The following is a 23,683-nucleotide window of genomic DNA, read 5'->3' as shown; positions in this document are numbered from 1 at the left end:
GCGATTACTCCAACCCGTCCAGAAGCGCGTCGACCTTCGTCGCGTCGAGCTTCTCGTGGTAATGGCCGTTGATGACGACGACCGGCGCACCGCAGCAGGCGGCGAGGCATTCCTCTTCGCGCTTCAGGTACACGCGGCCGTCGGCCGTGGATTCACCGAGCCGGCAACCGAGCTTCTTCTCGGCATGCTCGACCAATTCCTGCGCGCCGTTGAGCCAGCAGCTGATGTTGGTGCAGAACGCGACGTTGTGACGGCCGACCTTCTCGGTCTCGAACATCGAGTAGAAGCTCGCGACCTCGTACGCCCACACCGGCGGAATGCCGATGTACTTTGCGACCGCGGCGATGATCTCGTCGCTCAGCCAACCGTCGTTCTGCTCCTGCGCAGCGTGCAGGCCCTGCAGCACGGCGGAGCGGCGACGGTCCGCCGGGAACTTCGACAGCCAGTGGTCGATATGCGCGCGCGTAGCATCCGTCAGCGCGACCATGGGGTCGACGTTCTGGCAGGCTTCGAAGTTGCCGGTGGCTTTCATTTCGGTGAGTGCTCCAGCGATCGACTCAGCGGTCGATCTCGCCGAAAACGATGTCGTAGGTGCCGATCATCGCGACGACGTCGGCCAGCATGTGGCCCTTGACGATCGCGTCCATCGACGAGAGATGCGCGAAACCCGGCGCGCGCACTTTCAGGCGGAACGGCTTGTTCGCGCCGTCGGAAACCAGGTACACGCCGAACTCGCCCTTGGGCGCTTCCACCGCCGCATAGGTCTCGCCCGCCGGCACGCAATAGCCTTCCGAGAACAGCTTGAAGTGGTGGATGAGGGCTTCCATGTCGTCCTTCATCTCTTCGCGCTTGGGCGGCGCGACCTTGAAGTTGTCGACCATGACGGGGCCCGGATTGGCCTTCAGCCACTTCACGCACTGCTGGACGATGCGGTTCGACTCGCGCATCTCGGCCACGCGGACGAGATAGCGGTCGTAGCAGTCGCCGGTCTTGCCGACCGGAATATCGAACTCGACCTGGTCGTAGCGCGCGTACGGCTGCATCTTGCGCAGGTCCCAAGCGATGCCCGAGCCGCGAATCATCGGACCCGACATGCCCCAGGCGTGCGCGTCTTCCGGCGACACCACGCGCAATACCAACGGTGCGCTGCTTCCAGATGCGGTTATCGGTGAGCAGCGTTTCGTACTCGTCGACGCGCGCCGGGAAATCGCGGGTAAAGGCTTCGATGAAGTCGAGCATCGTGCCTTCGCGCGACTCGTTGAAGCGCTTGAGGTTGTTGCCCTTGCGCCACGGTGACTCGCGGTACTTCGACATGCGATCCGGCAGGTCGCGGTACACGCCACCCGGTCGGTAGTAAGCGGCGTGCATGCGCGCGCCGGACACCGCCTCGTACACGTCCATCAACTCTTCGCGTTCGCGGAACGCGTAGAGGAAGACCGCCATCGCGCCGAGATCGAGCGCGTTCGACCCGATCCACATGAGGTGGTTCAGGATGCGCGTGATCTCGTCGAACATCGTCCGGATCCACTGCGCGCGTTCCGGAGCCTCGATGCCGAGCAGCGTTTCGATGGCGCGCACATAGGCGTGCTCGTTGCACATCATCGAGACGTAATCCAGGCGGTCCATGTACGGAACCGACTGGTTGAATGGCTTGGATTCGGCAAGCTTCTCGGTCGCGCGATGCAGCAGACCGATATGCGGATCGGCGCGACGCACGACTTCGCCATCCATCTCGAGGATCAGGCGCAGAACGCCGTGCGCGGCCGGATGCTGCGGGCCGAAGTTGAGCGTGTAATTGCGGATCTCGGGACCAAGGTTGGTCGGGCGCAGCGGTTCGGCCTGGGACGGAACGGCGCTCACTTCTTCACCTCCGCGCGCTGCGCGGCTTCGCCGACGGACGTCTCGTAGCGCGCGTCGTCGCGGATGACGCGCGGCACGAGCACGCGCGGCTCGATCGTCACCGGCTGATAGACCACGCGGCGACGCTCGGCGTCGTAACGCACTTCGACGTTGCCGATCAGCGGGAAATCCTTGCGGAACGGATGACCGACGAAACCGTAGTCGGTCAGGATGCGGCGCAGGTCCGGATGGTCATCGAACACGATGCCGTAGAGATCGAACGCTTCGCGCTCGAACCAGTTCACGCCCGGCCAGATGCCAACCAGTGACGCGACCGCGGGCACCGCATCGTCGGGCGCAAACGTACGCACGCGAAGACGCGCGTTGTGCTGCACCGACAACAGATGGGTGACCACGGCGTAGCGGCGCTCGGGCGCGATCGTCGCGCCGTTCGGCTGCTCGCCCCAGACGAAGCGGCCCATGCCCTTGCCTTCGACGCCGCGCGAAAAGCCTTCGGACGAAACGCTGGTGTCCCACTCATCGCTGCCGTAGCTCAGGTAGTCGACGCCGCACAGGTCGACGACCTGCTCGAAGCCGAATTCGTCACGCAGCGCGACGTGCGTCGAGAGCCATGCGTCGTGCGGCAGTTCAAGCGTGACTTCGCCACGCGGCTGCGCGACGGTCACGATGCCGTCGGCGAAGCGTTCGCGCAGGCGCGACGCGAGAACGGGTTCGATCGCTTCCGGCACCGCACTCATGCGCGCACGCCCTCGCGGGTGTCGCCGAAGTTCGTGCCGCGACGGATCTTCTTCTGCAGCTGCAGGATGCCGTACGTCAGCGCTTCGGCCGTCGGCGGGCAGCCCGGCACGTAGATGTCGACCGGCACAATGCGATCGCAGCCGCGCACGACCGAGTACGAGTAGTGGTAGTAGCCGCCGCCGTTGGCGCAGCTGCCCATCGAGATGACCCACTTCGGGTCGGGCATCTGGTCGTACACGCGGCGCAGCGCAGGCGCCATCTTATTGACCAGCGTGCCCGCCACGATCATCACGTCGGACTGGCGCGGCGACGGGCGGAACACGACGCCGAAGCGATCGAGGTCGATGCGCGCGGCACCCGCATGCATCATCTCGACCGCACAGCAGGCGAGACCGAACGTCATCGGCCACATCGAGCCGGTGCGCGCCCAGTTCCACAGCGTGTCGAGGTTCGTCGTAACGAAGCCCTGCTGCATGACCGGGTTATCGGCCTCGGGCAGCAGGATGTCGTCGAGCCGCCCTTCGGGCAGCGGATTGAACATACGGTCGGAAAGCGACTTCATGGCGACCTCACTCCCAATCCAGGGCGCCGCGCTTCCACGCGTAGGCGAAACCGATTACCAGCAGCGCGAGGAAGGTGCCCATCTCGACGAGGCCGAACGGTCCGAGCTCGCGAAACACCAGCGCCCATGGGAATACGAACGCGATCTCCAGATCGAAGACGATGAAGATGATCGCAATCAGGTAATAGCGCACGTTGAACTGCATGCGCGCGTCTTCGAACGCGTTGAAGCCGCTCTCGTAGGGCAGCAACTTCTCGACCGTCGGGGTTTTCGGCCCGAGGACGCGTCCGACAATGATCAAGGCGACGCCGATACCGCCGGCGACGATCAGGAACAGCAGGGTCGGCAGATATTCGGCCAGCACTCGTGTTCTCTCGGCTCTCGCGCGGCGGGCCGGCGTATGCCGCACGGCGCGCTTCGGTCACCCCGCACCGTCGCGGCCGGGGGATGCTTCGTGTGGTGCCCAAGGGGGGACTCGAACCCCCACGACCTAAGTCGCTACCACCTCAAGGTAGTGCGTCTACCAATTCCGCCACCTGGGCAAAAACATGTCATCCGGGACGACTTTTTCGGGTCGCTTGCGACCCACTCCGCGCTTCCGTGCCGGAGCAGCACATTGTAACTAAATCGCGCGGTTTAACCACCCTGCGACGGCGCATTCGGCGTCGTCGTCACAGGTGCGGTTTGCGCCGGCGCAGTGGCGGGCGTCGTCGCAGGAACCGACGGTGCCGCCGTCGGCGCTGCAGGAATCGCACTCGGTGCCGACGGCACTGCGCTGCCCGGCGCGGCCGGAACTGCAGTCTTCGACGCCGGCGCGTTCGGCACCTGCGACATGATGCTGCCGCCGTTGTCGGCATCCGGCTTGCTCGCATTGCGCGAGACATTCCACGAGATGAGCAGGCTGAGCACGAAGAACACGACGGCCAGCCACTTCGTCGACTTCGACAAGAAGTTGGCCGAACCGCGCGAGCCGAACACGGTGCCCGAAGCGCCGCCGCCGAAGCCGGAACCGGCCTGCGCGCCAGCGCCCCGCTGCATGAGGATCAGCGCGATCATGCCGATCGCAAGCAGCACATAGATGATGTTCAAGAACAGCAGCATGGAGTGGCCCCGTCGAGGCTCAGGGGGCGGCCGCTCGCGCGATCGCCAGGAAGTCCGCGGCCTTCAGCGATGCGCCTCCGACCAGTCCGCCATCGACGTCGGGCTGGGCAAACAGCTCGGCCGCGTTGTCAGGCTTGACGCTACCGCCATACAGGATCGGCAGCGAGCCGCCGATTCTAGCATCGCGCTGGGAAATCTCGCCACGGATGAAGGCGTGGACCTCCTGCGCCTGCTCCGGGCTGGCGGTGCGGCCGGTACCGATCGCCCACACCGGCTCGTAGGCGACGACCGCACCGTCGAGGTCCGCGACGCCGTCGCCGGCGAGCAGCGGCTCCAGCTGCTGCTCGATCCGCCACCAGGTGCGACCGGGCTTCACGGTCTTCGAGCGTCTCGCCGACGCACAGGATCGGCAGGAGGCCGGCGGCCTTGGCGGCTCGGAACTTGCGCGCGACCAGCTCGTTCGACTCGTGGTGGTACTGGCGACGCTCGGAATGCCCGACCAGCCCGTAGACCGCGCCGACATCCTTCAGCATCGACGCCGACACCTCGCCGGTATACGCGCCCTGCTCGTTCGCGCTCACGTCCTGCGCGCCGAATGCGAGGCCGCGCGTGCCGTAGTGCTGCACCAGCTCGGCGAGGTACGGCAGCGGGGGCAGGATCACACGCTCGACCCCGGCGACCGCCGTTTCCGCAACGATCGCATCGAGCAGCGACGCGGCGAACGCACGATCTCCGTGCAGTTTCCAGTTTCCGGCGACGATTCGACGACGCATCGCGTGTTCCCCTCGAAATCCGGCGCGAAGTCTAGCCCAACCCGCGACGCCACCGACCATGACGACCCTCCACGGCCTGCCACCGATCGAGAATCCCGACGCGCGAGCACTGGTGCTCGGCAGCATGCCGGGCGGCGCATCGCTGCGCGCGGGCCGCTACTACGCGCATTCGCAGAACCTGTTCTGGACGTTCATGGGTGAGCTGGTCGGCGCGCAGCCCGAGTGGACGTACGAGCGCCGCATCGAACAGTTGCGCTCGGCCGGCGTCGCGCTCTGGGACGTGATCGCGACCTGCGAACGGACGGGCAGCCTGGACAGCGCGATCCGCGGCGCGGTCGCGAATGACTTCAGCGCGTTCTTCGCCGCGCATCCGCGGCTGCGTGCGGTGCTGTTCAACGGCGCGACGGCGGAAGCGACGTTCCTGCGGCAGGTGCCGGTCGAGGTGGCGCCATCAGACGTGCAGCTGATCCAGCTGCCGTCCACCAGCCCGGCGAATCGCTCGATCCCCACCGCGACGAAGCTCGAGGCATGGCGCGGCGCACTGACCGACGCGGGCGTTCGGATGCTGGCGGCACCGCCGGTATAGTCCGGACATGCGCCCTGCTCCCGTCCGTCTCCCCGTTCTTCCGTATCGAAAGCCCACCGAAGGCCGCGACTTCTGGGTCGTCGACGATGCGCTTCCGGAGCCAGGGCGTGTGCGCGAACGTGCGCTCGCCCGAGAGGACTGGACGCTCGGCTGGCCGCATCGCGAAGAGAGCTGGCCCGGCGCGCGGATCATGCCGGGACTGGAGCCCGACGAACTCGAGGGCGTGGACGCGCGCGTCAAGGCGCTCACGGGTGCGACGAAGCTCTGGGTGCAGGCATCACCCGACGGTACGACGCTCAACCACAACTGCATCCAGGCGGTCGGCGACAACGAAGGCGAAGTGCGGCCGCATACGGATTCGCGTGCGCTGTGCCGCTACGCCGCGGTGCTGTATCTCAACCCCAAGGTGCCGGACGACTGCGGCACGAGTTTCTTCCGCCAGCGCCTGCCGACAGGGCAACTCGGCGGCAATTCCGTGATGCCGCCGCACAACAACCTCGTTGAAGCGCTGGGAACGCGGTTCGTGGCCGACGGCAGCTTCGTCGAGGACATCGCGGTCGCGCATCGTTACAACCGTCTGCTCGTCTATCGCGCGAACTTGATCCACAGCGCGACGCGCTACTGGGGCCGCACGCTGGAAACCAAACGCATGGCCGCGGTGTTCTTCTGGATGGCCTGAAGTTCGCTGTCCACCGCACCAACAAAAAACCCGGCCGAAGCCGGGTTTTTTTTGCGTATCACTTCAGCTTGATTTCGCGAAGCCGCTCTTCGAGATAGCCCTGCGCCGTGATCGACTCCGGATAGCGGCTCGGGTTGTCTGCGCTCACGCACGACGGCAGCACGTCGATGACGAAGTCGGGATTCGGATGCAGGAAGAACGGCGTCGAATAACGCGGCTGGCGCGCCTTCTCGCCCGGCGGATTCACCACGCGGTGCGTCGTCGACGGATACACGTGGTTTGTGAGCCGCTGCAGCATGTCGCCGATGTTGACGACAATGGTGTCGGACTGCGCGGTAAACGGAATCCACTCGCCCTTGCGTGACAGAACCTCGAGGCCTTCCGCGCTCGCGCCGACCAGCAGCGTGATGAGGTTGATGTCTTCGTGCGCGCCGGCGCGCACGTTCGGCACGTCGGGCGTGGTGATCGGCGGATAGTGGATCGGGCGAAGGATCGAATTGCCCTGGTCCGTCACCGTCACGAAGTAGTCTTCCGGCAGGCCGATGTGCAGCGCGAGCGCGCTGAGCATCCGCGAGCCGAGCGCGTCGAGCTCGGAATACAGGCGGTAGCCGACGTCGCGGAACTCGGCGATTTCCGTCGGCCACACGTTCGCTGGCATTGCGTCGGCGTACTTCGAATCGCGCGCGATCTCGCGACCGATGTGGAAGAACTCCTTGAGGTCGAAGTGCTGCGCGCCCTTGGCGGTCTCGATGCCGAACGGCGTATAGCCGCGCGCGCCGCCGCCGCCGGCGATGTGGTACTTGCGCTTCACGTCGTCCGGCAGCGCGAAGAATTCGGCGAACACGCGGTAGGCGTCGTCGATCAGCTGCTGCGGGATGCCGTGATTGCGGATGCCGGCAAAGCCCCATTCGCGGTACGTGGCGCCCACTTCGGCGACGAAGGCGTCGCGCTGCGACGGGTCGTCGAAACGCTTGATGTCGAGGGTCGGGATCTGGCTCATGTCGGTTCTCTTGTCGAGCCGGCAGTGTGGATCACCGCCGACTCCATCGATTTGATCGAGGTCAGGCCGCGGCGGCCTGCACCGCGGCGGCGAGCTGCGCGAGCGTGGCGTCGACGAGTGCATCGTCATCCGCTTCGACCGTGACGCGCACGACGGGCTCGGTGCCGGACGGACGCAGGAACGCGCGACCGCGACCCAGCACCGCCTGCTGCGCATCCGCGAGCGCGGCCTTGACACTCTCGGCTTCCGCCGGCTTCTTGCCCGCCGCGTAGCGGACATTCACCGTCTTCTGCGGCACGCGACGCAGGCCTTCGAGCGCCTGCATCAGCGACATGCCGCGACGACCAAGCACTTCGAGCACCTGCAGCGCGCTGACGATGCCGTCGCCGGTGCTGACGCGATCGAGGCACAGCAGATGACCGGACGCTTCGCCACCAAGCACAGCTTCGTGCGCGACGAGCTGCTGATGCACGTAACGGTCGCCGACCTTCGCGCGCAGGAAATTGATGCCGCGCTGGCCGAGCGCCTGCTCGAGGCCGAAGTTGCTCATGAGCGTGCCGACCACCGGGCCGCGCAGTCGACCTGCGGCCTGCCAGTCGGTGGCGAGCACGTAGATCAGGTCGTCGCCGTCGCGCACGTTGCCTTCGCCGTCGACGAACAGCACGCGGTCCCCATCGCCATCGAACGCGATGCCGAGGTCGGCGCCCTGCTCCACCACGGTCTTCGCGAGAAGTTCGGGATGGGTCGAGCCGACGCCGTCGTTGATGTTGGTGCCGTTGGGTTCGACGCCGATCGTGGTGACGCGCGCTCCGAGCTCGCGGAACACGACGGGCGCGACCTGGTACGTCGCACCGTTCGCGCAGTCGACGACGATGCGCATGCCGGCGAGGTCGAAGCGGCGCGGAACGCTGCCCTTGCAGGCTTCCACGTATCGACCGAGCGCTTCGCGCGTGCGCACCGCCTTGCCAAGTTCGTCGGATGGGACCGTTCGGAACGGCTCGTCGAGCGCGGCTTCGATCGCGAGTTCGGTTTCGTCGTCGAGCTTCTCACCTTCGGCCGAGAAGAACTTGATGCCGTTGTCGTAATGCGGGTTGTGCGACGCCGAAATCACGATGCCGCCGTCCGCACGCAGCGAGCGCGTGAGGTGCGCGACCGCGGGCGTGGGCATCGGGCCCATCAGCTGCACGTCGACGCCTGCCGCCACGAGCCCGGCTTCGAGCGCGGCTTCGAACATGTAGTTCGAGATGCGCGTGTCCTTGCCGATGATGACGACCGGCTTGCGCCACGACGGCGCACTCGAACGCAGCGCGTGGCCGTAGGCATTGCCGAGACGAAGCACGAAATCGGCGGAAATCGCGCCCTCGCCGACGCGGCCGCGAATGCCGTCGGTACCGAAATAACGACGACTCATGCCGCGGCGTCCGCGGGCTTGGGCTGCTTCATCATCAACGCGAGCAGGTGCGACAGGCGTTCGCGAAGTTCGCGACGGTCGCAGATCATGTCGATGGCGCCGTGCTCGAGCAGGAACTCCGAACGCTGGAAACCTTCCGGCAGCTTCTCGCGCACCGTCTGCTCGATGACGCGCGGACCGGCGAAGCCGATCAGCGCTTCGGGTTCGGCGATGTTGACGTCGCCCAGCATCGCGAACGATGCGGACACGCCGCCGGTGGTCGGATTGGTGAGCACCGAGATGTACGGAAGGCCGGCGTCGCGCAGGCGACCGAGCGCCGCGGATGTCTTGGCCATCTGCATGAGCGAGAACAGCGACTCCTGCATGCGCGCGCCGCCCGACGCCGAGAAGTTCACGAACGGACAGCCGATTTCCAGCGCCATTTCCGCCGCACGCGTGAAGCGCTCGCCGACAACCGAACCCATCGAGCCACCCATGAACGGGAAGTCGAACGACGAGGCGACGAGGTCGCGACCGTCCAGCGTGCCGCGCATGGCGATCAGCGCGTCGCGCTCACCAGTGGACTTCTGCGCGGCCTTGATGCGGTCGGAATACTTCTTCTGGTCGCGGAACTTCAGCACGTCGGTCGGGCCGAGTTCGGCGCCGATCTCGCTGGTGCTGTCAGCGTCAAACAGCGCCGCGAGCCGCGCGCGCGCGCGGATCGGCATGTGAAAGCTGCACTTCGGGCAGACCTCGAGGTTTTCCTCGAGCTCCGGGCGATACAGCGCGGTGGCGCAGCGGTCGCACTTTTCCCATAGACCTTCCGGCACGCTGCGGCGGCGCTGCGTGCCTTCGGTGCGGATGCCGGACGGCATCAGTTTCTTGAGCCAGGACATGCTGGAGGCTCTCCCCTGTCGGACGAACGGCCGCCACGCGGCCAGCGGGTCAGTGTAGCTCAGCGCTCCGGGCCGGCCGGTTGAGCCGGGCGGGCTTCCTGTCGCGGACTGCGACGGACGTCAGGCGTCGAGCGCGGCGCGCAGCGGTGCGAGGAACGCGCGGGCGGCGGCGGCAGGATCGGCAGCATCGGCCAGCGCCGAGACCAGCGCGCTGCCGACCACCACGCCATCGGCGTCGACTGCCATCGCGGCCGCGCTAGCGGCGTCCTTGATGCCGAAGCCCGCGACGACCGGGACGTCGGTGCCTTCGCGGATGACGCGGAGGCGCTCGCCCGCGGCGCCGGTGTCGAGGCGATCGGCACCGGTCACGCCGGCGAAGCTGACGTAATACAGATAGCCGCGTGCCAGGTTCTGCAGCATCGCGATGCGCGTGTCGGACGAGGTCGGCGACGCGAGCAGGATCAGCGCGACACCCGCGGCCTCGAACGCGTCGCGGAATTCCGCAGCTTCTTCCGGCGGCAGGTCGACCAGCAGGATGCCGTCGACGCCCGATTCCGCGGCGAGCTTCGCGAACGCCAGCGGTCCGCGGATCTCGACCGGATTGAGGTAACCCATGAGCACCACCGGCGTGTCGGCATCGCACGTGCGGAACTCGCGCACGCTGCGCATCACGTAATCGATGCCGACGCCGCGTGCCAGCGCGCGTTCGGAACTGCGCTGAATGGTCGGGCCGTCGGCCATTGGGTCGGAAAACGGCACGCCGAGTTCGATGACGTCAGCGCCGGCTTCGACCAGTGCGTGCATCACGGGAACCGTCGATTCGAGCGACGGATCGCCCGCGGTCAGGAACGGGACGAGGGCCTTGCGGCCGGCGGACTTGAGCTGCGCGAAGCGCGTGTCGATGCGGGACATGGAATCCAAATTCGATGGCGCACCTTCGTCGAAGGTGCCGGCGGGCGTCGGTCGATCAGTGCGACCGTCGCCATCGCGGCGTCGCGTTGCGCTCGAGGTGCATCAGAGCGTCATGCCGTCGCGCGCGGCGATCGTGTGCACATCCTTGTCACCGCGGCCGGACAGGTTGCACAGCACCAGCGCGTCCTTCGGCAGATCACGCGCGAGCTTCACCGCCTGCGCGATCGCATGGCTCGATTCGAGCGCCGGCAGGATGCCTTCGGTGCGCGCGAGGCGATGGAATGCTTCGAGCGCTTCGTCGTCGGTTACGCCTACGTACTGCGCACGGCCGGTGTCCTTCAGGAAGGCGTGTTCCGGACCGACGCCGGGATAGTCGAGGCCCGCCGACACCGAATGCGTTTCGATGATCTGGCCGTCGTCGTCGCAGATTACGTACGTGCGGTTGCCGTGCAGCACGCCGGGACGACCCGCGGCGAGCGACGCGGCGTGGCGACCGGTGTCGATGCCATCGCCCGCCGCCTCTGCGCCGACGAGGCGTACGTCGCGATCGTTGAGGAAGGCGTGGAAGATGCCGATCGCATTGCTGCCGCCGCCGACGCATGCCGTCACCGCATCCGGCAGACGGCCGTATTCGGCGAGCATCTGCGCCCTCGCCTCGCGGCCGACGATCGCGTTGAAGTCGCGCACCATGCGCGGGTACGGATCCGGGCCGGCGACGGTGCCGATGATGTAGAACGTGTCGCGCACGTTCGTCACCCAGTCGCGCATCGCTTCGTTGAGCGCGTCCTTGAGCGTCGCCGATCCGCTCGTCACCGGCACGACCGTCGCGCCGAGCAGCTTCATCCGATAGACGTTGATCTTCTGGCGCTCGATGTCGGTCGCGCCCATGTAGACGACGCATTCGAGGCCGAGCCGCGCGGCGACCGTCGCGCTCGCGACCCCGTGCTGGCCGGCGCCGGTCTCCGCGATGATCCGCGTCTTGCCCATGCGGCTGGCGAGCAGCGCCTGGCCGATGGTGTTGTTGATCTTGTGCGCGCCGGTGTGGTTCAGGTCTTCGCGCTTGAGCAGGATGCGCGCGCCGCCGACTTCGCGGCTCAGGCGCTCGGCGAAATAGATCGGGCTTGGGCGGCCGACGTAATGCGCGAGGTCGCGATCGAACGCGTCGACGAACGCCGGATCGGCGCGCGCGGCGTCGTAGGCGTCGGCCAATTCCTGCAATGGGCCCATCAATGTTTCGGCGACAAACCGCCCTCCGAAGCGACCGAAGTGGCCGTCGGCGTCGGGATAGGCGTTGTAATCGTCGACCGCGGAGGTCGGTGCAGCGTCGGACATCGTCGGGGGCCGGCAGGACGCGGGGGAGCGCGCCCGCCAGTTTAGGCGATCAGCAGGCCGCCACGGCCGCGTCGGTATGGCAATCGGCGCGACGCACTTCCTCGACGAAACGACGCATCTTGTCGCCGTCCTTGATGCCGGGCTCGCCCTCGATGCCGCTGGACACATCGACGGCCCACGGCGTCGCGGTGGTGACGGCTTCGAATGCGTTCTCGGGGGTCAGGCCGCCGGCGAGTGCATAGGGCTTCTGCAGGTCGCGCGGGATGCGCGTCCAGTCGAACGTCTTGCCGCTGCCGCCACTTTCACCCGTGCGGTGGCTGTCCAGCAGGAAGCCGGCGGCACCCGGGAACCGCAGCTGCAGGTAATGCGGCGCCATGATCTCCTCGCCCATCGGCACCACCTTCAGGTACGGCAGGCCGAACGAACGACAGAACGAATCGTCTTCGTTGCCGTGGAACTGCAGCAGGCTCGGACGGACCTGGCGCACGACGTCGCGCACTTCCTCCAGCGAGTTGTCCTGGAACAACGCGACCGCATCGACCAGCGGCGCGAGCGCCTGGCGCATCGCACGCGCTTCTTCCGGCGCAATGCGACGCGGGCTCTTCGGCGCGAACACGAAGCCGATGCCATCGACGCCGAGCTCGCAGGCCAGGCGCACGTCGCCCGGACGGGTGAAGCCACAGAACTTGATGCGGGTACGGAAGAGAGTTCGATTCACAAGGTGACCTCGGGGGGAAGGTGCCATTCCGCGGGGTAGAGCGGGCCCAGGAAAACCAGGCCCGCCGACGGCGCCGTCGGGCCGGCGCGCGTGCGATCCCGGCCTTCGAGCAGCTCGGCGATCCAGCCTTCCGGCCTGTCGCCACGACCCACCATCAGCAGGCTGCCGACGATGTTGCGGACCATGTGGTGCAGAAACGCGTTGGCCTGGACTTCGACTTCGACCACGTCGCCGGCGCGGCGGACGAGCACCTCCTGCATCTCGCGCCGTGCGTGCGCAGCCTGGCAGTGCACGGTGCGGAACGCCGAGAAATCGCGCTCGCCGATAAGGGACTGTGCCGCCCGGTGCATCGCGGCGGCGTCAAGCGGTCGTCGTTCCCATGCCAGCACCTGGCGCTTGAGCGCCGGGCGGACGGGACGGTTGAGGATGCGATAGACGTAGCGTCGGGCGCGTGCAGAGAACCGCGCGTTGAAGTCGTGCGCCACTTCGCGGCACCAGAGCACGGCGACTTCGGGCGGAAGCCGGGACGTCGCGCCGAGCATCCAGCCGCGTGGATCGCGCTGCACGGTGGAGTCGAAATGCGCGACCTGGCAAGCGGCGTGGACGCCCGCATCGGTGCGGCCGGCGCAGGTCACTTCGATCGACCGGCCCGCGACGAACGACAAAGCGGCCTCGACCGTGGCCTGCACGGTCGGGAGCGGTGTGGGTTCGGGCTCACCGCGCGCACTCAGGCGCTGCCAGCCGCTGAAACAGGTGCCGTCGTACTCGACGCCGATCGCGTATCGCGTGGTCTCGCCGCCGGCCGGCTCCGTGGCCGCGCCGTCGGTCATCCCATGTCCCGCAGCATTTTCGCGGCGACGCCGCGGGTGGTGGCGTCACCGGTTTCGGCGACCTCGGCGAGCAAATTGCGTGCGCGCTCGCGGTCACCCATGTCGAGGTAGGCCTGCGCGAGTTCCAGACGCTCGACGCTGTTGGCGTCGGCCGATGACGGTTCGAGCGGCAGCTCGACGGCGGCAGCAGGTGCGACCGCGGCCTTCGCGGGAGCCCTGCGACGCGGCGTCTTGGCCGCTGCCGGCGAGCGGTCCCACGACGGCGTGGCATCGACGGGCTCCGGCTCCGGCGCGGAAATCGGCGCGGCCGGGCCGGCCGGGAACGCGTCGGCCAGCGACGAACGCGGCTCGGTCGACGGCGCGCGGAACACGGGCTCCGGACGCGAGCGACGGCGCGCCCAGGCCGCGGCGGCGAGACCGAGGAGCACCAGCACTCCCCCACCGATCCACGGCAGCGGCGACGAATGTTCCGCTTGCGGCGGCTGCACGGCCGGCGGCTGCGTTGCCTTGCGCTGCTGCGCGGCGGCGAGCTGCGAGTTCTGCATCGCCAGCAACTTCTGTCGATCGGTCTGCAGTTTTTCCAGTTCCGCGACGCGGCTCTTGAGTTCCTGCACTTCGGCGTCGCGCGCGGCGAGCGTTTCCTTGGTCTGCACGAGTTCCTGTCGAAGCATTTCCCCCTCGCCTCCGGCATCGATGCCGGACTGGGTGCCGCCGCGGGCCGTTCGGCCGGCGCCCGGGGGCACGATTTCGAGTCGACCGCCCGCCTCGGCCGGAGCCGACGCCGGACGGTTCGGCTGCGTCGCCTGCGCCACGGGCGCCTGCGGCTGCGTGCGCGCCTGTCGGTACTGGCGCGCGTAGGTGCGCACGAGGTCGGCCGCTTCGCGCGCCTCGACCGCCTGCAGTTCCGACGTCGCCGGCACGCGCAGCACGCTGCCGCTGCGAAGTTGATTGAGGTCCCCGCCGATGAACGCCTCGGGGTTCGCCCGCAGCAGGCCAATCATCGTCTGCTCGTTGCTCGCGCCCTGCGGCGCAACCTGCGAGGCGACCCGCGACGCGGTGTCGCCCGGACGGACGCGGTATTCGGTGCCCGGCGCGGAGCTCGGTGCGGGCTGCGCAGCGATCGGTGCCGGCGCGGGCGCGGATGTCGGAGTCGCGCTCGCCGTCGCCGAAGGTGTTGTCGGCGCTGCGGGAGTCGGCGCAGGCGTCGGTTCGACCGCGACCGGGCGCTCGATTACCGCCGGCGACTCGACCGCAGGCGCCTGCACGACGACCGCGGGCTGCGAATCGATCGAACCCGGCTGCGCGACCGTCGCGGTGTATTCGCGAACCAGGCGACCTTCGCCCCAGTCGACCTGGATGAGGAAATCGAGCAGCGGCTCGGTGACCGGCTGCGCCGTGGTGATGCGGATCACCGGGCGGCCCTGCAGGTCGCTGCCGACGGTGAACTGGAGGTCGGCGACGATGCCGATCGGCGGCTCAAGCCCGACGCGGGTGAACGTTTCGGGCGAGGCGAGCGCGGCCTGGAGGTCGACGAGTTCCGACGGGTCGTTGCTGACGACCGGGATCTCCGCCAGCAGCGGCTGCCCGAGCCCGGACTTCACCTGCAGCTGTCCCAGACCGAGGGCATGGGCCGACCCGCTCGCCAGCGCGAGAGCCAGCAGCCCGACGGATCGCAACAATGGCCTCACGGATGTCTCCCCTACGTTCCGCCGCGACTCTAGCAGGCCGGGCCGACGTCGCACGAGCCGTGCGACGCGACCGGTACCGGCTTATTCGGCGATCACGAGCTCGGCGAGCTGCACCGCATTGAGCGCGGCACCCTTGCGGATGTTGTCCGCCGTCACCCACAGCGACAGCCCGCGCGGATGCGAAATGTCCTCGCGGATGCGGCCGACGTAGACGGCATCGTTGCCCGACGCATGCGTCACCGGCGTCGGATAACCGCCCGGCTCGCGGTCGTCGACCACTTCCAGACCCGGGGACGCTTCGAGCAGCTCGCGGGCGCGTTCGGCGGTGATCTTCTCGTGCGTCTCGATGTGCACGGCCTCGGAGTGGCCGTAGAACACCGGCACGCGCACGACGGTCGGGTTCACCAGGATCGAGTCGTCGCCGAGGATCTTGCGCGTCTCCCAGACCAGCTTCATTTCCTCGCTGGTGTAGCCGTTTTCCAGGAAGTCGCCACCGTGCGGGATGACGTTGAACGCGATCTGCACGGGGTAGACCTCGGGCTTCGGGTCCTGGAAGTTGAGCATCGCGGCCGTCTGGCGACCGAGCTCTTCCAGCGCGCGACGACCCGTGCCCGACACCGACTGGTACGTCGCGATGTTGATGCGTTCGATGCCGACTTCGCGATGGATCGGCGCGAGCGCGACCATCAGCTGCATCGTCGAGCAGTTCGGATTGGCGACGATGCCGCGCGGCCGGTTCTTCAGCGCCTCGGGATTCACTTCGGACACCACCAGCGGCACATCGTCCATGTAGCGGAACGCCGACGAGTTATCGATGACGACGGCGCCAGCCTGCGCGAACTTCGGGCCGTATTCCTTCGAGATGTCGCCGCCCGCCGAGAACAGCGCGATGTCGACGCCGGTCGGGTCGAACGTGGCGAGGTCCTGCACGACGATCTTGCGATTCTTGAAGTCGATCTTTTCACCGGCCGAGCGTTCGCTCGCGAGCAGGTGCAGTTCGGCGATGGGGAATTCGCGCTCGGCGAGCACCTTCAGCATGGTTTCGCCGACGGCGCCGGTGGCGCCCACGACTGCGACATTCACGGGGTTCTTCATGTGTTCGTTCTCTCTGGGGCCGTCGCGCCGGCACTGGGCTGCGTGCGCGCTGGCGAATAGTTGGAGTGTCGGGCAACGCACGTCGCGGCGCAGGCGAGCGTCGCGCTCTCGGCGCGCGCAGCGGCTGGCCGCTATCGTTTTTTCACGTCGCCGCACTGCGCGCGATGGCGCAGCGCCTGGTCCATCAGTACGAGCGCGACCATCGCCTCGCAGATCGGCGTCGCGCGGATGCCGACGCAGGGGTCATGACGGCCGGTGGTGATCACTTCGACGGCATTGCCGTCGACGTCGACACTTTCGACCGGCAGACGCAGGCTCGACGTCGGCTTGAACGCGACCGAGCAACGCAGAGGCTGGCCCGTGCTGATTCCGCCGAGGATGCCGCCGGCATGGTTGCTGTCGAACTGCGGCAGGCCATCGCTGCCAGGACGCATGACGTCGCGATGCACCGAGCCGTGCATCGGCACCGCGTCGAACCCATCACCGATCTCGACGCCCTTGACCGCGTTGATGCTCATCAGCGCCGCAGCGAGCTCGGCGTCGAGCTTTCCGTAAATGGGTTCGCCCCAGCCCGGCGGAAGACCGAGCGCGACGACTTCGATGCGCGCGCCGACCGAATCGCCGGACTTGCGCAGCGCATCCATGTAGGCCTCGAGCTCGGCGACCTGCGCGCCATCGGGCCAGAAGAACGGATTGGCCTCGACGTCGGTCCAGTCCGGAATATCCGGGCACGACGAACGGATCTCGCCGAGCTGCGACAGGTAGCCACGCACCTGCACGTCGAATGCGGATGCCAGCCACTTCTTCGCGATGACGCCGGCGGCGACGCGCATCGTCGTCTCGCGCGCACTCGAACGACCACCGCCGCGCGGATCGCGCACGCCGTACTTCGCCCAGTACGTGTAGTCGGCATGCCCGGGCCGGAACTGCTGCGCGATCGCCGCGTAATCCTTGCTGCGCGCATCGGTGTTGCGTATGAGCAGCGCGATCGGCGTGCCGGTGGTGACGCCCTCGTACACGCCGCTGAGGATTTCGACCTCGTCGGCCTCGTGGCGTTGCGAGGTATGGCGCGTGCGGCCCGTCGCGCGTCGTTCCAGATCGCGTGCGAAATCCTCGACCGCGATCGGCAGACCGGGCGGGCAACCGTCGACCACGCAGCCGATCGCCGGACCATGGCTTTCGCCGAAGGTCGTGACGCGCAGCAGATGGCCGAAGGTGTTCAAGGCGTCAGGCGCGTGCGTCGGCGAGTTCGCGGATGCGCGCGTGGTGCTCGACCAGGTCGTCGCGCTCGACGACGAAGATGCCCATCTGCCCGACCTTGAACTCCACCCACGCCATCGGCAGCTCCGGCAGCAGATCGCCCAGCGCCCGCTCGGCTTCGCCGACTTCGCAGATCAGCAGGCCGTTCTCGGTGAGATGTTCGGGGGCGTCGCGCAGGATGCGCAGCGCCAGGTCGAGGCCGTCGTCGCCGGCACGCAGGCCGAGCTCGGGCTCGTACGAATACTCGCGCGGCAACGCGTCCGTTTCGTCGTTCGTGACGTACGGCGGATTGGTGACGATGAGATCGAAACGCTCGCCCTGCAGCCCGTCGAACAGGTCGGACTTCACGAACGAGACGTTCGGAACATGCAGGCGTTCCTTGTTCTCGGCTGAGAGCGAAAGCGCTTCGTCGCTGATGTCGATGCCGACCACGTCCCAGTTCGGGTGGTAGTGCGCGGTCGCGATCGCGATGCAGCCCGAGCCCGTGCAGAGATCGAGCACACGTTCGACATCGCGCTCGCCCAGCCACGGCTCGAAACCGGCGGTGATGAGTTCGGCGATCGGCGAACGCGGCACCAGAGCGCGGCGGTCGGACTTGAAGCTGAGGCCAGCAAACCACGCCTCGCCGGTGAGGTAAGCGGCGGGCACGCGCTCGTCGATGCGGCGGCGGAACAGATCCAGCACGGCGCGCATCTCGTCGTCGGTCACGCGCGACGCACCGTAGATCGGATTCAGGTCGTGCGGCATGTGCAAGGCATGCAGGACGAGCTGCGTCGCTTCGTCCAGCGCGTTGTCGTAGCTGTGGCCGAAGGTCAGGTCGGATGCATTGAACAAGGACCCGCCGTGGCGGATCAGGTCGATGATCGAGACCTGCTGAAAGTTCGGAAGGCCAGCGCCCATTGACGTCGCACACGCAGGAAGGCCCGCGATTATAGCGGGCGGCCGGTATCATCGCCGGTCCCGTCGGGCCTGGAGCCGACCATGTTCAACCGGACGACGCTGATCGTTCTCGCCGCCGCGCTCGCCGCTGGCCTCGGGCTGCTCGCCGCACGCCACGTGTTCGCGCCTGCGGCCTCGACGGCGCCCGACTTGAAAGCAGTGCACCTGATCGACCCGCGCCCCATTCCGGCCTTCGCGCTGCGCCAGTCCGACGGCACCCAGCTCGTGCCCGGCGAACTCAAGGGTCACTGGACGCTGGTGTTCCTCGGTTTCACCCATTGCCCGGACGTCTGCCCGACCACGCTTGCCGAGATGGCACGCGCGCAGAAGCAGTGGGAATCGCTGCCCGAAACCACGCGCCCGCGCCTGCTGTTCGTGTCGGTCGACCCGGACCGCGACACGCCCGATCGCGTCGGCGAATACGCACACGCCTTCCATCGCGACACGCTCGCGGCCACCGCTGACGTGCCGACGCTGGAACGCTTCGCGCGCTCGATCGGCCTCGTGTTCGAGAAGTCGCCGCCCGCGCCGGGCGCACCCGCGGATGCATATTCCGTCGACCACAGCGCGGCGATGATCGCGCTCGACCCCGAAGGCCGCATGGCCGGTCTGCTGCAGCCGCCGCTCGATCCCGCCGCGATCGCCAGCGACCTCACGACCCTGACGAAGACGATGCGATGAGCCTGGTCACCCGCCTCACCTACGCCCTGCCCCATCGCTTCCTGTCGTCGCTGGCGCGTTCGCTTGCGTACTCGAAGCATCCGCGCGTCAGCCGTTGGCTGATCGACACGGTGACGCGCAAGTTCGGCGTCGACCTCGAGGAAGCTGCTGAAGCAGACCCACGTTCGTACGACTCGTTCAATGCGTTCTTCACCCGCTCGCTGAAGCGCGGCGCGCGCACGGCGCACGTCGACGCGAACTCATTGGTGATGCCGGCCGACGGCCGCATCAGTCAGTGCGGGCCGATCCGCAACGGCGAGATCTTCCAGGCGAAGGGACGCAGCTTCACCGCTGCGGAACTGCTCGGCAGCGAAGAGGATGCGCGTCCATTCGCGGATGGCGTGTTCGCGACGGTGTATCTGTCACCGCGCGACTACCACCGCGTGCACATGCCGTGGACCGGCACGCTGACGCGCACCGTGCACGTGCCGGGTCGGCTGTTCAGCGTCGGCCCGAACGCCGTTCGACTCGTGCCGCGACTGTTCGCACGCAACGAGCGCCTCGTCTGCCACTTCGACACCGACTTCGGACCGATGGTGATGGTGATGGTCGGCGCGTTGCTGGTCTCGGGCGTCGAAACCGTCTGGAGCGGCATCGAGATTCCGCAGTACGGCGACCGCATCAACGTCAAAACGTACGAGCGCGGCATCACGCTGGAGCGCTTTTCCGAGATGGCGCGCTTCAATTACGGCTCGACGGTGATCGTGCTGCTGCCGGCAGGTGTTGCGACACTCGATCCGTCATTGCAGGCGGAATCGGCGGTACGTCTCGGCGAGCGGCTGGCCACACTGCTTCCACGTTAGAGCCCGGTTAACGCGACGAACGGTGGCATCACGGTGTCGGAGCACTCTTAGCATCGGCATTCCTGTTGCGAAGGAATCGCTATGCGCACCATCAATACTCTTGTTCTGACGTTCGGGCTGGCGACCGCCGGCATCGCGGTTGCGCAAGCGCCGCATCCCGCTCCGAAGCCCATGCCGCCGACCGCGACGGTCGGTCGCAGTACGCCATCGCCCGCGATCATCGTGCAGGGCGGCATCACGCCACAGCCGGGCTGCGGTCCGTCAACCGGCGGTTCGATGAGCGGAACGCCGAGCGCTGCGATCGGTCCCAAGCAGGACGATCCAGTCGGGCCGCATCCGAACAGCGCCGCGACATCCGGCGCGCTCGCGTCGTCGACGGGCGCGATCGCGATCGGCCCGAAGCAGGATGATCCGGTCGGGCCGCACCCGTCGGCTGCGATCAAGTGCACGCCGGCGACGCACTGACCGCCGCGGCGCAGCTCCATCAGCTCCAAAGAAAAACGCGCCGTGATCCGGCGCGTTTTTCGTTTCGTTTGAACGGAAGGCGATCAGCCCTCGCAGCCCTTCAGCATCAACGTCTGGCCGCGCTTCAACGCATTCGCGCGCTTGACGCCATTCGCCTTGGCGAGGTCGTCGGCGTCGCAGCCGAACTTCTTCGCGATGGTCGACAGCGATTCGCCTTCCTGCACGCGATAGCTCTTCGGCGCGCGTGACTTCGAATCGGTCTTGCTGCGCGACTTCGCATCGGCGTCGGCCTTCGCAGTGCGACGCGTGTCGGCGTCCGGCGTCTGTGCAGGCACCACGCGCGCCGGCGGTGCGACGATTGGTGTCACCTGCGACGACGGCCCAGTCGGCACCGTGTCGGACGGCGAGGTATCGGTGTCGTCCGCAGGAATGGTCTGCAGCGAGCCGGTGCGCACGACCGCGCGGCTCGGATCGCTGAGCACCAGCGTCTTCGCGAGATCCGCACGCGCGCCGCTCACGCACCACCGGTTGTAGGCGCTGACGATGCGCGTCGTCGCAACGAGGCTGGTACCGGTCGGCAGGAACGTCTCGGGCTGGTAGCGCGGGTTGAGGTTGCGCAAGGTGCGCATGTAACCCTCGCGCACGCCCTTGTTTCCGAGGCAGATGCCTAGCTGGTAGATCGACGCCGACTGCGTGAGACGCAGCGGCGCGGGCCTGGCCGACACCTTCGGGAACGTCAGGCCGTATTCCTTCGGGTGCAGGAACAGCCACGCGGCGCCGATCACCATCGGCACGTAGTCGCGCGTTTCCGCGGGGAACTGGTTGTAGACCGACTCGTCCCAGAACGACCGCGCCGACGTGCCCTGGTAGACGCGCAGCGCGCGGCCTTCGCCGCCGTTGTACGCGGCCAGCGCCAGCTCGATGTTGCGGTTGAGCTGACCCATGCGCTCGTTGAGATATTCGGCGCTGGCCTGCGCGGCCGAGCGAGGGTCGTAGCGCGTGTCGAAGCCGGTGCCGTCGTCGCCGAGGCCGAAGCGCTTGCCAGTGGCGTACATGAACTGCATCGGGCCCGCCGCGCCGGTGCGCGACGTCGCATGCACCTTGCCGTTCGATTCCTTGGCCATGATGCCGAACAGCAGCGCTTCCGGCAGGCCGCGACGCTCGTATTCCGGCCACATCAGGTAGCGCATGTTCTCGTAGTTCTCGTAGCTCGACAGCAGCGAGCCGCGCATGTCAGTCAGCCAGCGACGGATCGCCTGCTGCACGGCCGGGTTGTACTCGACCATGCGATCGAAGCGGTGGTCCTCCGACAGAAGCGCCGCGGCGTGCGCGGCTTGCGGAACGTTCGCGGCGGCACCTTCGTGGCCGATGGAATCGGCGGTGAGCGGCGCGTCGTCGTCATCGTCGGCATCGGTGTCGACGGACTGCTTCAGCAGCCGGTTGTACGTCGCAAGGAAGGTATTGACCGGGCATCCGCGCAGCTGGATGCAGGCGGTCATCACCTCTTCCATCTCCTGCAGCGCGGCGTCGCTTTCGGTCTGCGCGCCGGGGTCGTCGTTGCGGACGCCGATCGATGCCTTGGTGAAACGCGCCTCGGCGGCCTGCATGCGCGAGGTCAGCGCGTCGACATTGACGGTCTCGCGGCGGGCGGCGAACGAGAGCGAGGGGACGAGGAAAAGCGCGGCGGCGCACGCAAGCGACAGCCGGTATCGAAGAATTTGGGGGGTCATCACGGGGGACGGTACGGCGGGAACGGCCGAGGGTATCCCCCGCCCGCGCGGCGGGGCAAGGAACCTCATCCGCAATCCGGGCTGTTCGCATCGCGTGGTTAGAATCGAGTCATCCCCCGCTGCGAGTTCGCGATGACGCTTTCGATCCTGCTCGGCAAGACGGCTCCGCCCGAGCTCAAGCCCGTCGAACTCCCCGCCCGCACCGGTAACCGCCACGGACTCGTCGCCGGCGCGACCGGTACCGGCAAGACCGTCTCGCTAATGACCCTCGCCGAAGGTTTCTCGCGCATCGGCGTGCCCGTGTTCATGGCCGACGTGAAGGGCGATGTCGCCGGCCTCTCGATGGCGGGTGTGCCGAACGAACGCCTGCAGTCGCGGCTGTCGACGCTCGCCGTCACCGACCACGCGCCGGAAGCGAATCCGGTGATCTTCTGGGACCTGTTCGGCACCGCCGGCCACCAGATCCGCGCGACGGTGTCGGAGGTCGGCCCGATCCTGCTGTCGCGCATGCTGGAGCTCAACGACACGCAGTCCGGCGTGCTCGACATCGCGTTCAAGCTGGCCGACGACCAGGGCCTGCTGCTGCTCGACCTCGACGACCTGCGCGCGGTGCTTGGCCATCTCGCCGAGGAGCGCAAGTCGATCTCGACGCAATACGGTCTTGTGAGCGCGCAGTCGATCGCGGCCATCCAGCGTTCGCTGCTGCGTCTCGAGTCGGACGGCGGCCACCAGTTCTTCGGCGAGCCCGCGCTTCGACTCGCGGACCTGATGCGCACCACGCCCGACGGGCGCGGCGTGATCGGCATCCTCGCGGCCGACAACCTCGTCATGAAGCCGCGGCTGTATTCGACGTTCCTGCTGTGGCTGCTGTCGGAACTGTTCGAGCAGTTGCCGGAGGTGGGTGACGTCGACAAACCGAAGCTCGTCTTCATCTTCGACGAAGCGCATCTGCTGTTCGACGACGCGACGCCCGCGCTGCAGCAGCGCGTCGAGCAGGTCGTCCGGCTGATCCGCTCGAAAGGCGTCGGCGTCTATTTCTGCTCGCAGTTTCCGGACGACGTGCCCGGCGAAATCCTTGGCCAGCTCGGAAACCGCATCCAGCAGGCGCTGCGCGCATTCACGCCGCGCGACCAGAAGGCCGTGCGCGTCGCGGCCGAAACGTTCGTGCCGAATCCGAAGATCGAGATCGAAGCCGCGCTTACGCAGCTGGCGATCGGCGAAGCGCTGGTGTCGGTGTTGTCGGCCGAAGGCGTGCCCTCGCCCGTCGAGCGCGTGCTGATCGCGCCGCCCCGCTCGCGCATGGGGCCGATCACGCCGGCCGAGCGTCAGCAGCTACGCGCGACGAGTCCGGTGGGCGCGAAGTACGACCAGGCGCTGGATCGCGAATCCGCGTCGGAGATGCTCGCGCGCCGCGCGGAAGCGCCGCCGGCTACGCCCGTCGCGACACCACCCCCGCCGCGTTCCGCGCCTGCGCCGCGCGCGTCGAATCGTCAGGGCATCGTCGAGACGATGGCCAAGCAGGCGGCACGCACCGTCGGCAGCCAGCTCGGTCGGCAGATCGTGCGCGGGCTGCTGGGCAGCCTGCTCGGCGGGCGTGGCCGGTGAT

Annotated in this window: 23 protein-coding genes, 1 tRNA gene and 2 pseudogenes; 6 read left to right on the top strand and 20 right to left on the bottom strand. The window is 67.6% G+C overall.

Annotated elements, in window-relative coordinates; translation table 11 throughout:
• Window positions 1–4: 4 nt before the first annotated feature.
• The 8 genes and pseudogenes from nuoE to tpiA form a co-directional block, all read right to left on the bottom strand.
• Window positions 5–532 carry an NADH-quinone oxidoreductase subunit NuoE gene (gene nuoE, locus ACVWZN_RS03970; protein WP_456952704.1) on the bottom strand — a complete coding sequence of 176 codons (528 nt, stop codon included), beginning with the start codon at window positions 530–532 and terminating at the stop codon, window positions 5–7.
• Between the two features lie 25 nt (window positions 533–557).
• A pseudogene (locus ACVWZN_RS03965) lies at window positions 558–1,860 on the bottom strand (NADH-quinone oxidoreductase subunit D).
• Window positions 1,857–2,597 (bottom strand): NADH-quinone oxidoreductase subunit C, encoded by a 741-nt coding sequence (locus ACVWZN_RS03960; RefSeq protein ID WP_456952703.1) that lies wholly within the window; start codon window positions 2,595–2,597, stop codon window positions 1,857–1,859. Before ACVWZN_RS03960 ends, ACVWZN_RS03965 begins: the two are co-directional and overlap by 4 nt.
• Window positions 2,594–3,160 carry a NuoB/complex I 20 kDa subunit family protein gene (locus ACVWZN_RS03955; RefSeq protein WP_456952702.1) on the bottom strand — a complete coding sequence of 189 codons (567 nt, stop codon included), beginning with the start codon at window positions 3,158–3,160 and terminating at the stop codon, window positions 2,594–2,596. Before ACVWZN_RS03955 ends, ACVWZN_RS03960 begins: the two co-directional genes overlap by 4 nt.
• A gap of 7 nt (window positions 3,161–3,167) precedes the next feature.
• Window positions 3,168–3,524: an NADH-quinone oxidoreductase subunit A gene (locus ACVWZN_RS03950; protein WP_027082978.1), complete on the bottom strand. Its 357-nt coding sequence runs from the start codon at window positions 3,522–3,524 to the stop codon at window positions 3,168–3,170.
• A 93-nt stretch (window positions 3,525–3,617) separates the two neighbouring features.
• A tRNA-Leu gene (locus ACVWZN_RS03945) sits at window positions 3,618–3,702 on the bottom strand.
• A gap of 94 nt (window positions 3,703–3,796) precedes the next feature.
• The gene (gene secG / locus ACVWZN_RS03940) at window positions 3,797–4,261 is read right to left on the bottom strand and encodes a preprotein translocase subunit SecG (protein ID WP_456952701.1); all 465 of its coding nucleotides are present in this window, start codon (window positions 4,259–4,261) and stop codon (window positions 3,797–3,799) included.
• Between the two features lie 19 nt (window positions 4,262–4,280).
• Window positions 4,281–5,034: pseudogene (gene tpiA, locus ACVWZN_RS03935) on the bottom strand (triose-phosphate isomerase).
• 58 nt (window positions 5,035–5,092) lie between these two features.
• Between tpiA and ACVWZN_RS03930 the strand changes: the two are divergent.
• Both ACVWZN_RS03930 and ACVWZN_RS03925 read left to right on the top strand, forming a co-directional pair.
• Window positions 5,093–5,620, top strand: coding sequence for a DNA-deoxyinosine glycosylase (locus ACVWZN_RS03930; RefSeq protein WP_456952700.1), 528 nt, complete (start codon window positions 5,093–5,095; stop codon window positions 5,618–5,620).
• 7 nt (window positions 5,621–5,627) lie between these two features.
• Complete coding sequence (locus tag ACVWZN_RS03925; RefSeq protein WP_456952699.1) at window positions 5,628–6,299, top strand: DUF6445 family protein; 672 nt, start codon at window positions 5,628–5,630, stop codon at window positions 6,297–6,299.
• Window positions 6,300–6,357: 58 nt separating this feature from the next.
• Here the strand turns inward: ACVWZN_RS03925 and ACVWZN_RS03920 are convergent, their stop codons facing one another.
• The 11 genes from ACVWZN_RS03920 to prmB all read right to left on the bottom strand — a co-directional run bounded on the left by ACVWZN_RS03920 (window position 6,358) and on the right by prmB (window position 18,320).
• The gene (locus ACVWZN_RS03920) at window positions 6,358–7,299 is read right to left on the bottom strand and encodes an isopenicillin N synthase family dioxygenase (RefSeq protein WP_456952698.1); all 942 of its coding nucleotides are present in this window, start codon (window positions 7,297–7,299) and stop codon (window positions 6,358–6,360) included.
• A 61-nt stretch (window positions 7,300–7,360) separates the two neighbouring features.
• Complete coding sequence (gene glmM / locus ACVWZN_RS03915; RefSeq protein WP_456952697.1) at window positions 7,361–8,710, bottom strand: phosphoglucosamine mutase; 1,350 nt, start codon at window positions 8,708–8,710, stop codon at window positions 7,361–7,363.
• Window positions 8,707–9,585: an acetyl-CoA carboxylase, carboxyltransferase subunit beta gene (gene accD / locus ACVWZN_RS03910; protein ID WP_456952696.1), complete on the bottom strand. Its 879-nt coding sequence runs from the start codon at window positions 9,583–9,585 to the stop codon at window positions 8,707–8,709. The genes glmM and accD overlap by 4 nt, the downstream gene beginning before the upstream one ends.
• A 120-nt stretch (window positions 9,586–9,705) precedes the next feature.
• Window positions 9,706–10,497, bottom strand: coding sequence for a tryptophan synthase subunit alpha (trpA, locus tag ACVWZN_RS03905; protein ID WP_456952695.1), 792 nt, complete (start codon window positions 10,495–10,497; stop codon window positions 9,706–9,708).
• Between the two features lie 102 nt (window positions 10,498–10,599).
• The gene (gene trpB / locus ACVWZN_RS03900; RefSeq protein ID WP_456952694.1) at window positions 10,600–11,829 is read right to left on the bottom strand and encodes a tryptophan synthase subunit beta; all 1,230 of its coding nucleotides are present in this window, start codon (window positions 11,827–11,829) and stop codon (window positions 10,600–10,602) included.
• 49 nt (window positions 11,830–11,878) lie between these two features.
• Complete coding sequence (locus ACVWZN_RS03895; protein ID WP_456952693.1) at window positions 11,879–12,547, bottom strand: phosphoribosylanthranilate isomerase; 669 nt, start codon at window positions 12,545–12,547, stop codon at window positions 11,879–11,881.
• Window positions 12,544–13,377: a tRNA pseudouridine(38-40) synthase TruA gene (gene truA / locus ACVWZN_RS03890; RefSeq protein WP_456952692.1), complete on the bottom strand. Its 834-nt coding sequence runs from the start codon at window positions 13,375–13,377 to the stop codon at window positions 12,544–12,546. Before truA ends, ACVWZN_RS03895 begins: the two co-directional genes overlap by 4 nt.
• Window positions 13,374–15,065, bottom strand: coding sequence for a type IV pilus assembly protein FimV (locus ACVWZN_RS03885; protein WP_456952691.1), 1,692 nt, complete (start codon window positions 15,063–15,065; stop codon window positions 13,374–13,376). Before ACVWZN_RS03885 ends, truA begins: the two co-directional genes overlap by 4 nt.
• Window positions 15,066–15,146: 81 nt before the next feature.
• Window positions 15,147–16,160 (bottom strand): aspartate-semialdehyde dehydrogenase, encoded by a 1,014-nt coding sequence (locus ACVWZN_RS03880; protein WP_456952690.1) that lies wholly within the window; start codon window positions 16,158–16,160, stop codon window positions 15,147–15,149.
• 131 nt (window positions 16,161–16,291) lie between these two features.
• On the bottom strand, window positions 16,292–17,383 hold the full coding sequence (gene aroC, locus ACVWZN_RS03875; protein WP_456952689.1) for a chorismate synthase: 1,092 nt from the start codon (window positions 17,381–17,383) through the stop codon (window positions 16,292–16,294).
• Between the two features lie 4 nt (window positions 17,384–17,387).
• A complete protein-coding gene (gene prmB / locus ACVWZN_RS03870) occupies window positions 17,388–18,320 on the bottom strand; it encodes a 50S ribosomal protein L3 N(5)-glutamine methyltransferase (RefSeq protein ID WP_456952688.1) in 933 nt (310 codons plus the stop codon).
• An 81-nt stretch (window positions 18,321–18,401) separates the two neighbouring features.
• Between prmB and ACVWZN_RS03865 the strand changes: the two genes are divergently transcribed.
• From ACVWZN_RS03865 to ACVWZN_RS03855, 3 genes are all read left to right on the top strand, one after another.
• Window positions 18,402–19,040 carry an SCO family protein gene (locus ACVWZN_RS03865; RefSeq protein ID WP_456952687.1) on the top strand — a complete coding sequence of 213 codons (639 nt, stop codon included), beginning with the start codon at window positions 18,402–18,404 and terminating at the stop codon, window positions 19,038–19,040.
• Window positions 19,037–19,882: an archaetidylserine decarboxylase gene (gene asd / locus ACVWZN_RS03860; protein ID WP_456952686.1), complete on the top strand. Its 846-nt coding sequence runs from the start codon at window positions 19,037–19,039 to the stop codon at window positions 19,880–19,882. The genes ACVWZN_RS03865 and asd overlap by 4 nt, the downstream gene beginning before the upstream one ends.
• 81 nt (window positions 19,883–19,963) lie before the next feature.
• Window positions 19,964–20,347 carry a hypothetical protein gene (locus ACVWZN_RS03855; protein WP_456952685.1) on the top strand — a complete coding sequence of 128 codons (384 nt, stop codon included), beginning with the start codon at window positions 19,964–19,966 and terminating at the stop codon, window positions 20,345–20,347.
• Window positions 20,348–20,430: 83 nt separating this feature from the next.
• Here the strand turns inward: ACVWZN_RS03855 and ACVWZN_RS03850 are convergent, their stop codons facing one another.
• A complete protein-coding gene (locus ACVWZN_RS03850) occupies window positions 20,431–22,077 on the bottom strand; it encodes a transglycosylase SLT domain-containing protein (protein ID WP_456952684.1) in 1,647 nt (548 codons plus the stop codon).
• Window positions 22,078–22,209: 132 nt separating this feature from the next.
• On the opposite strand from ACVWZN_RS03850, the gene ACVWZN_RS03845 reads away from it, so the two are divergent.
• Complete coding sequence (locus tag ACVWZN_RS03845) at window positions 22,210–23,682, top strand: helicase HerA-like domain-containing protein (protein ID WP_456952683.1); 1,473 nt, start codon at window positions 22,210–22,212, stop codon at window positions 23,680–23,682.
• Window position 23,683: the final 1 nt, after the last annotated feature.

This window comes from Lysobacter sp. HA35, from assembly GCF_054061195.1.
This window is presented reverse-complemented; position numbering and strand designations above follow the sequence as displayed.

Excerpts from the sequence above, each read along its gene's own strand:
- ACVWZN_RS03925 (WP_456952699.1), top strand. The coding sequence starts at position 5,628 with ATGCGCCCTGCTCCCGTCCGTCTCCCCGTTCTTCCGTATCGAAAGCCC.
- asd (WP_456952686.1), top strand. The coding sequence starts at position 19,037 with ATGAGCCTGGTCACCCGCCTCACCTACGCCCTGCCCCATCGCTTCCTG.
- ACVWZN_RS03880 (WP_456952690.1), bottom strand. The coding sequence starts at position 16,160 with ATGAAGAACCCCGTGAATGTCGCAGTCGTGGGCGCCACCGGCGCCGTC.
- trpA (WP_456952695.1), bottom strand. The coding sequence starts at position 10,497 with ATGTCCCGCATCGACACGCGCTTCGCGCAGCTCAAGTCCGCCGGCCGC.
- ACVWZN_RS03955 (WP_456952702.1), bottom strand. The coding sequence starts at position 3,160 with ATGAAGTCGCTTTCCGACCGTATGTTCAATCCGCTGCCCGAAGGGCGG.
- truA (WP_456952692.1), bottom strand. The coding sequence starts at position 13,377 with ATGACCGACGGCGCGGCCACGGAGCCGGCCGGCGGCGAGACCACGCGA.
- ACVWZN_RS03850 (WP_456952684.1), bottom strand. The coding sequence starts at position 22,077 with ATGACCCCCCAAATTCTTCGATACCGGCTGTCGCTTGCGTGCGCCGCC.
- trpB (WP_456952694.1), bottom strand. The coding sequence starts at position 11,829 with ATGTCCGACGCTGCACCGACCTCCGCGGTCGACGATTACAACGCCTAT.
- ACVWZN_RS03865 (WP_456952687.1), top strand. The coding sequence starts at position 18,402 with ATGTTCAACCGGACGACGCTGATCGTTCTCGCCGCCGCGCTCGCCGCT.
- ACVWZN_RS03855 (WP_456952685.1), top strand. The coding sequence starts at position 19,964 with ATGCGCACCATCAATACTCTTGTTCTGACGTTCGGGCTGGCGACCGCC.
- glmM (WP_456952697.1), bottom strand. The coding sequence starts at position 8,710 with ATGAGTCGTCGTTATTTCGGTACCGACGGCATTCGCGGCCGCGTCGGC.
- ACVWZN_RS03845 (WP_456952683.1), top strand. The coding sequence starts at position 22,210 with ATGACGCTTTCGATCCTGCTCGGCAAGACGGCTCCGCCCGAGCTCAAG.
- nuoE (WP_456952704.1), bottom strand. The coding sequence starts at position 532 with ATGAAAGCCACCGGCAACTTCGAAGCCTGCCAGAACGTCGACCCCATG.
- secG (WP_456952701.1), bottom strand. The coding sequence starts at position 4,261 with ATGCTGCTGTTCTTGAACATCATCTATGTGCTGCTTGCGATCGGCATG.
- prmB (WP_456952688.1), bottom strand. The coding sequence starts at position 18,320 with ATGGGCGCTGGCCTTCCGAACTTTCAGCAGGTCTCGATCATCGACCTG.
- ACVWZN_RS03960 (WP_456952703.1), bottom strand. The coding sequence starts at position 2,597 with ATGAGTGCGGTGCCGGAAGCGATCGAACCCGTTCTCGCGTCGCGCCTG.
- ACVWZN_RS03930 (WP_456952700.1), top strand. The coding sequence starts at position 5,093 with ATGACGACCCTCCACGGCCTGCCACCGATCGAGAATCCCGACGCGCGA.
- accD (WP_456952696.1), bottom strand. The coding sequence starts at position 9,585 with ATGTCCTGGCTCAAGAAACTGATGCCGTCCGGCATCCGCACCGAAGGC.
- ACVWZN_RS03920 (WP_456952698.1), bottom strand. The coding sequence starts at position 7,299 with ATGAGCCAGATCCCGACCCTCGACATCAAGCGTTTCGACGACCCGTCG.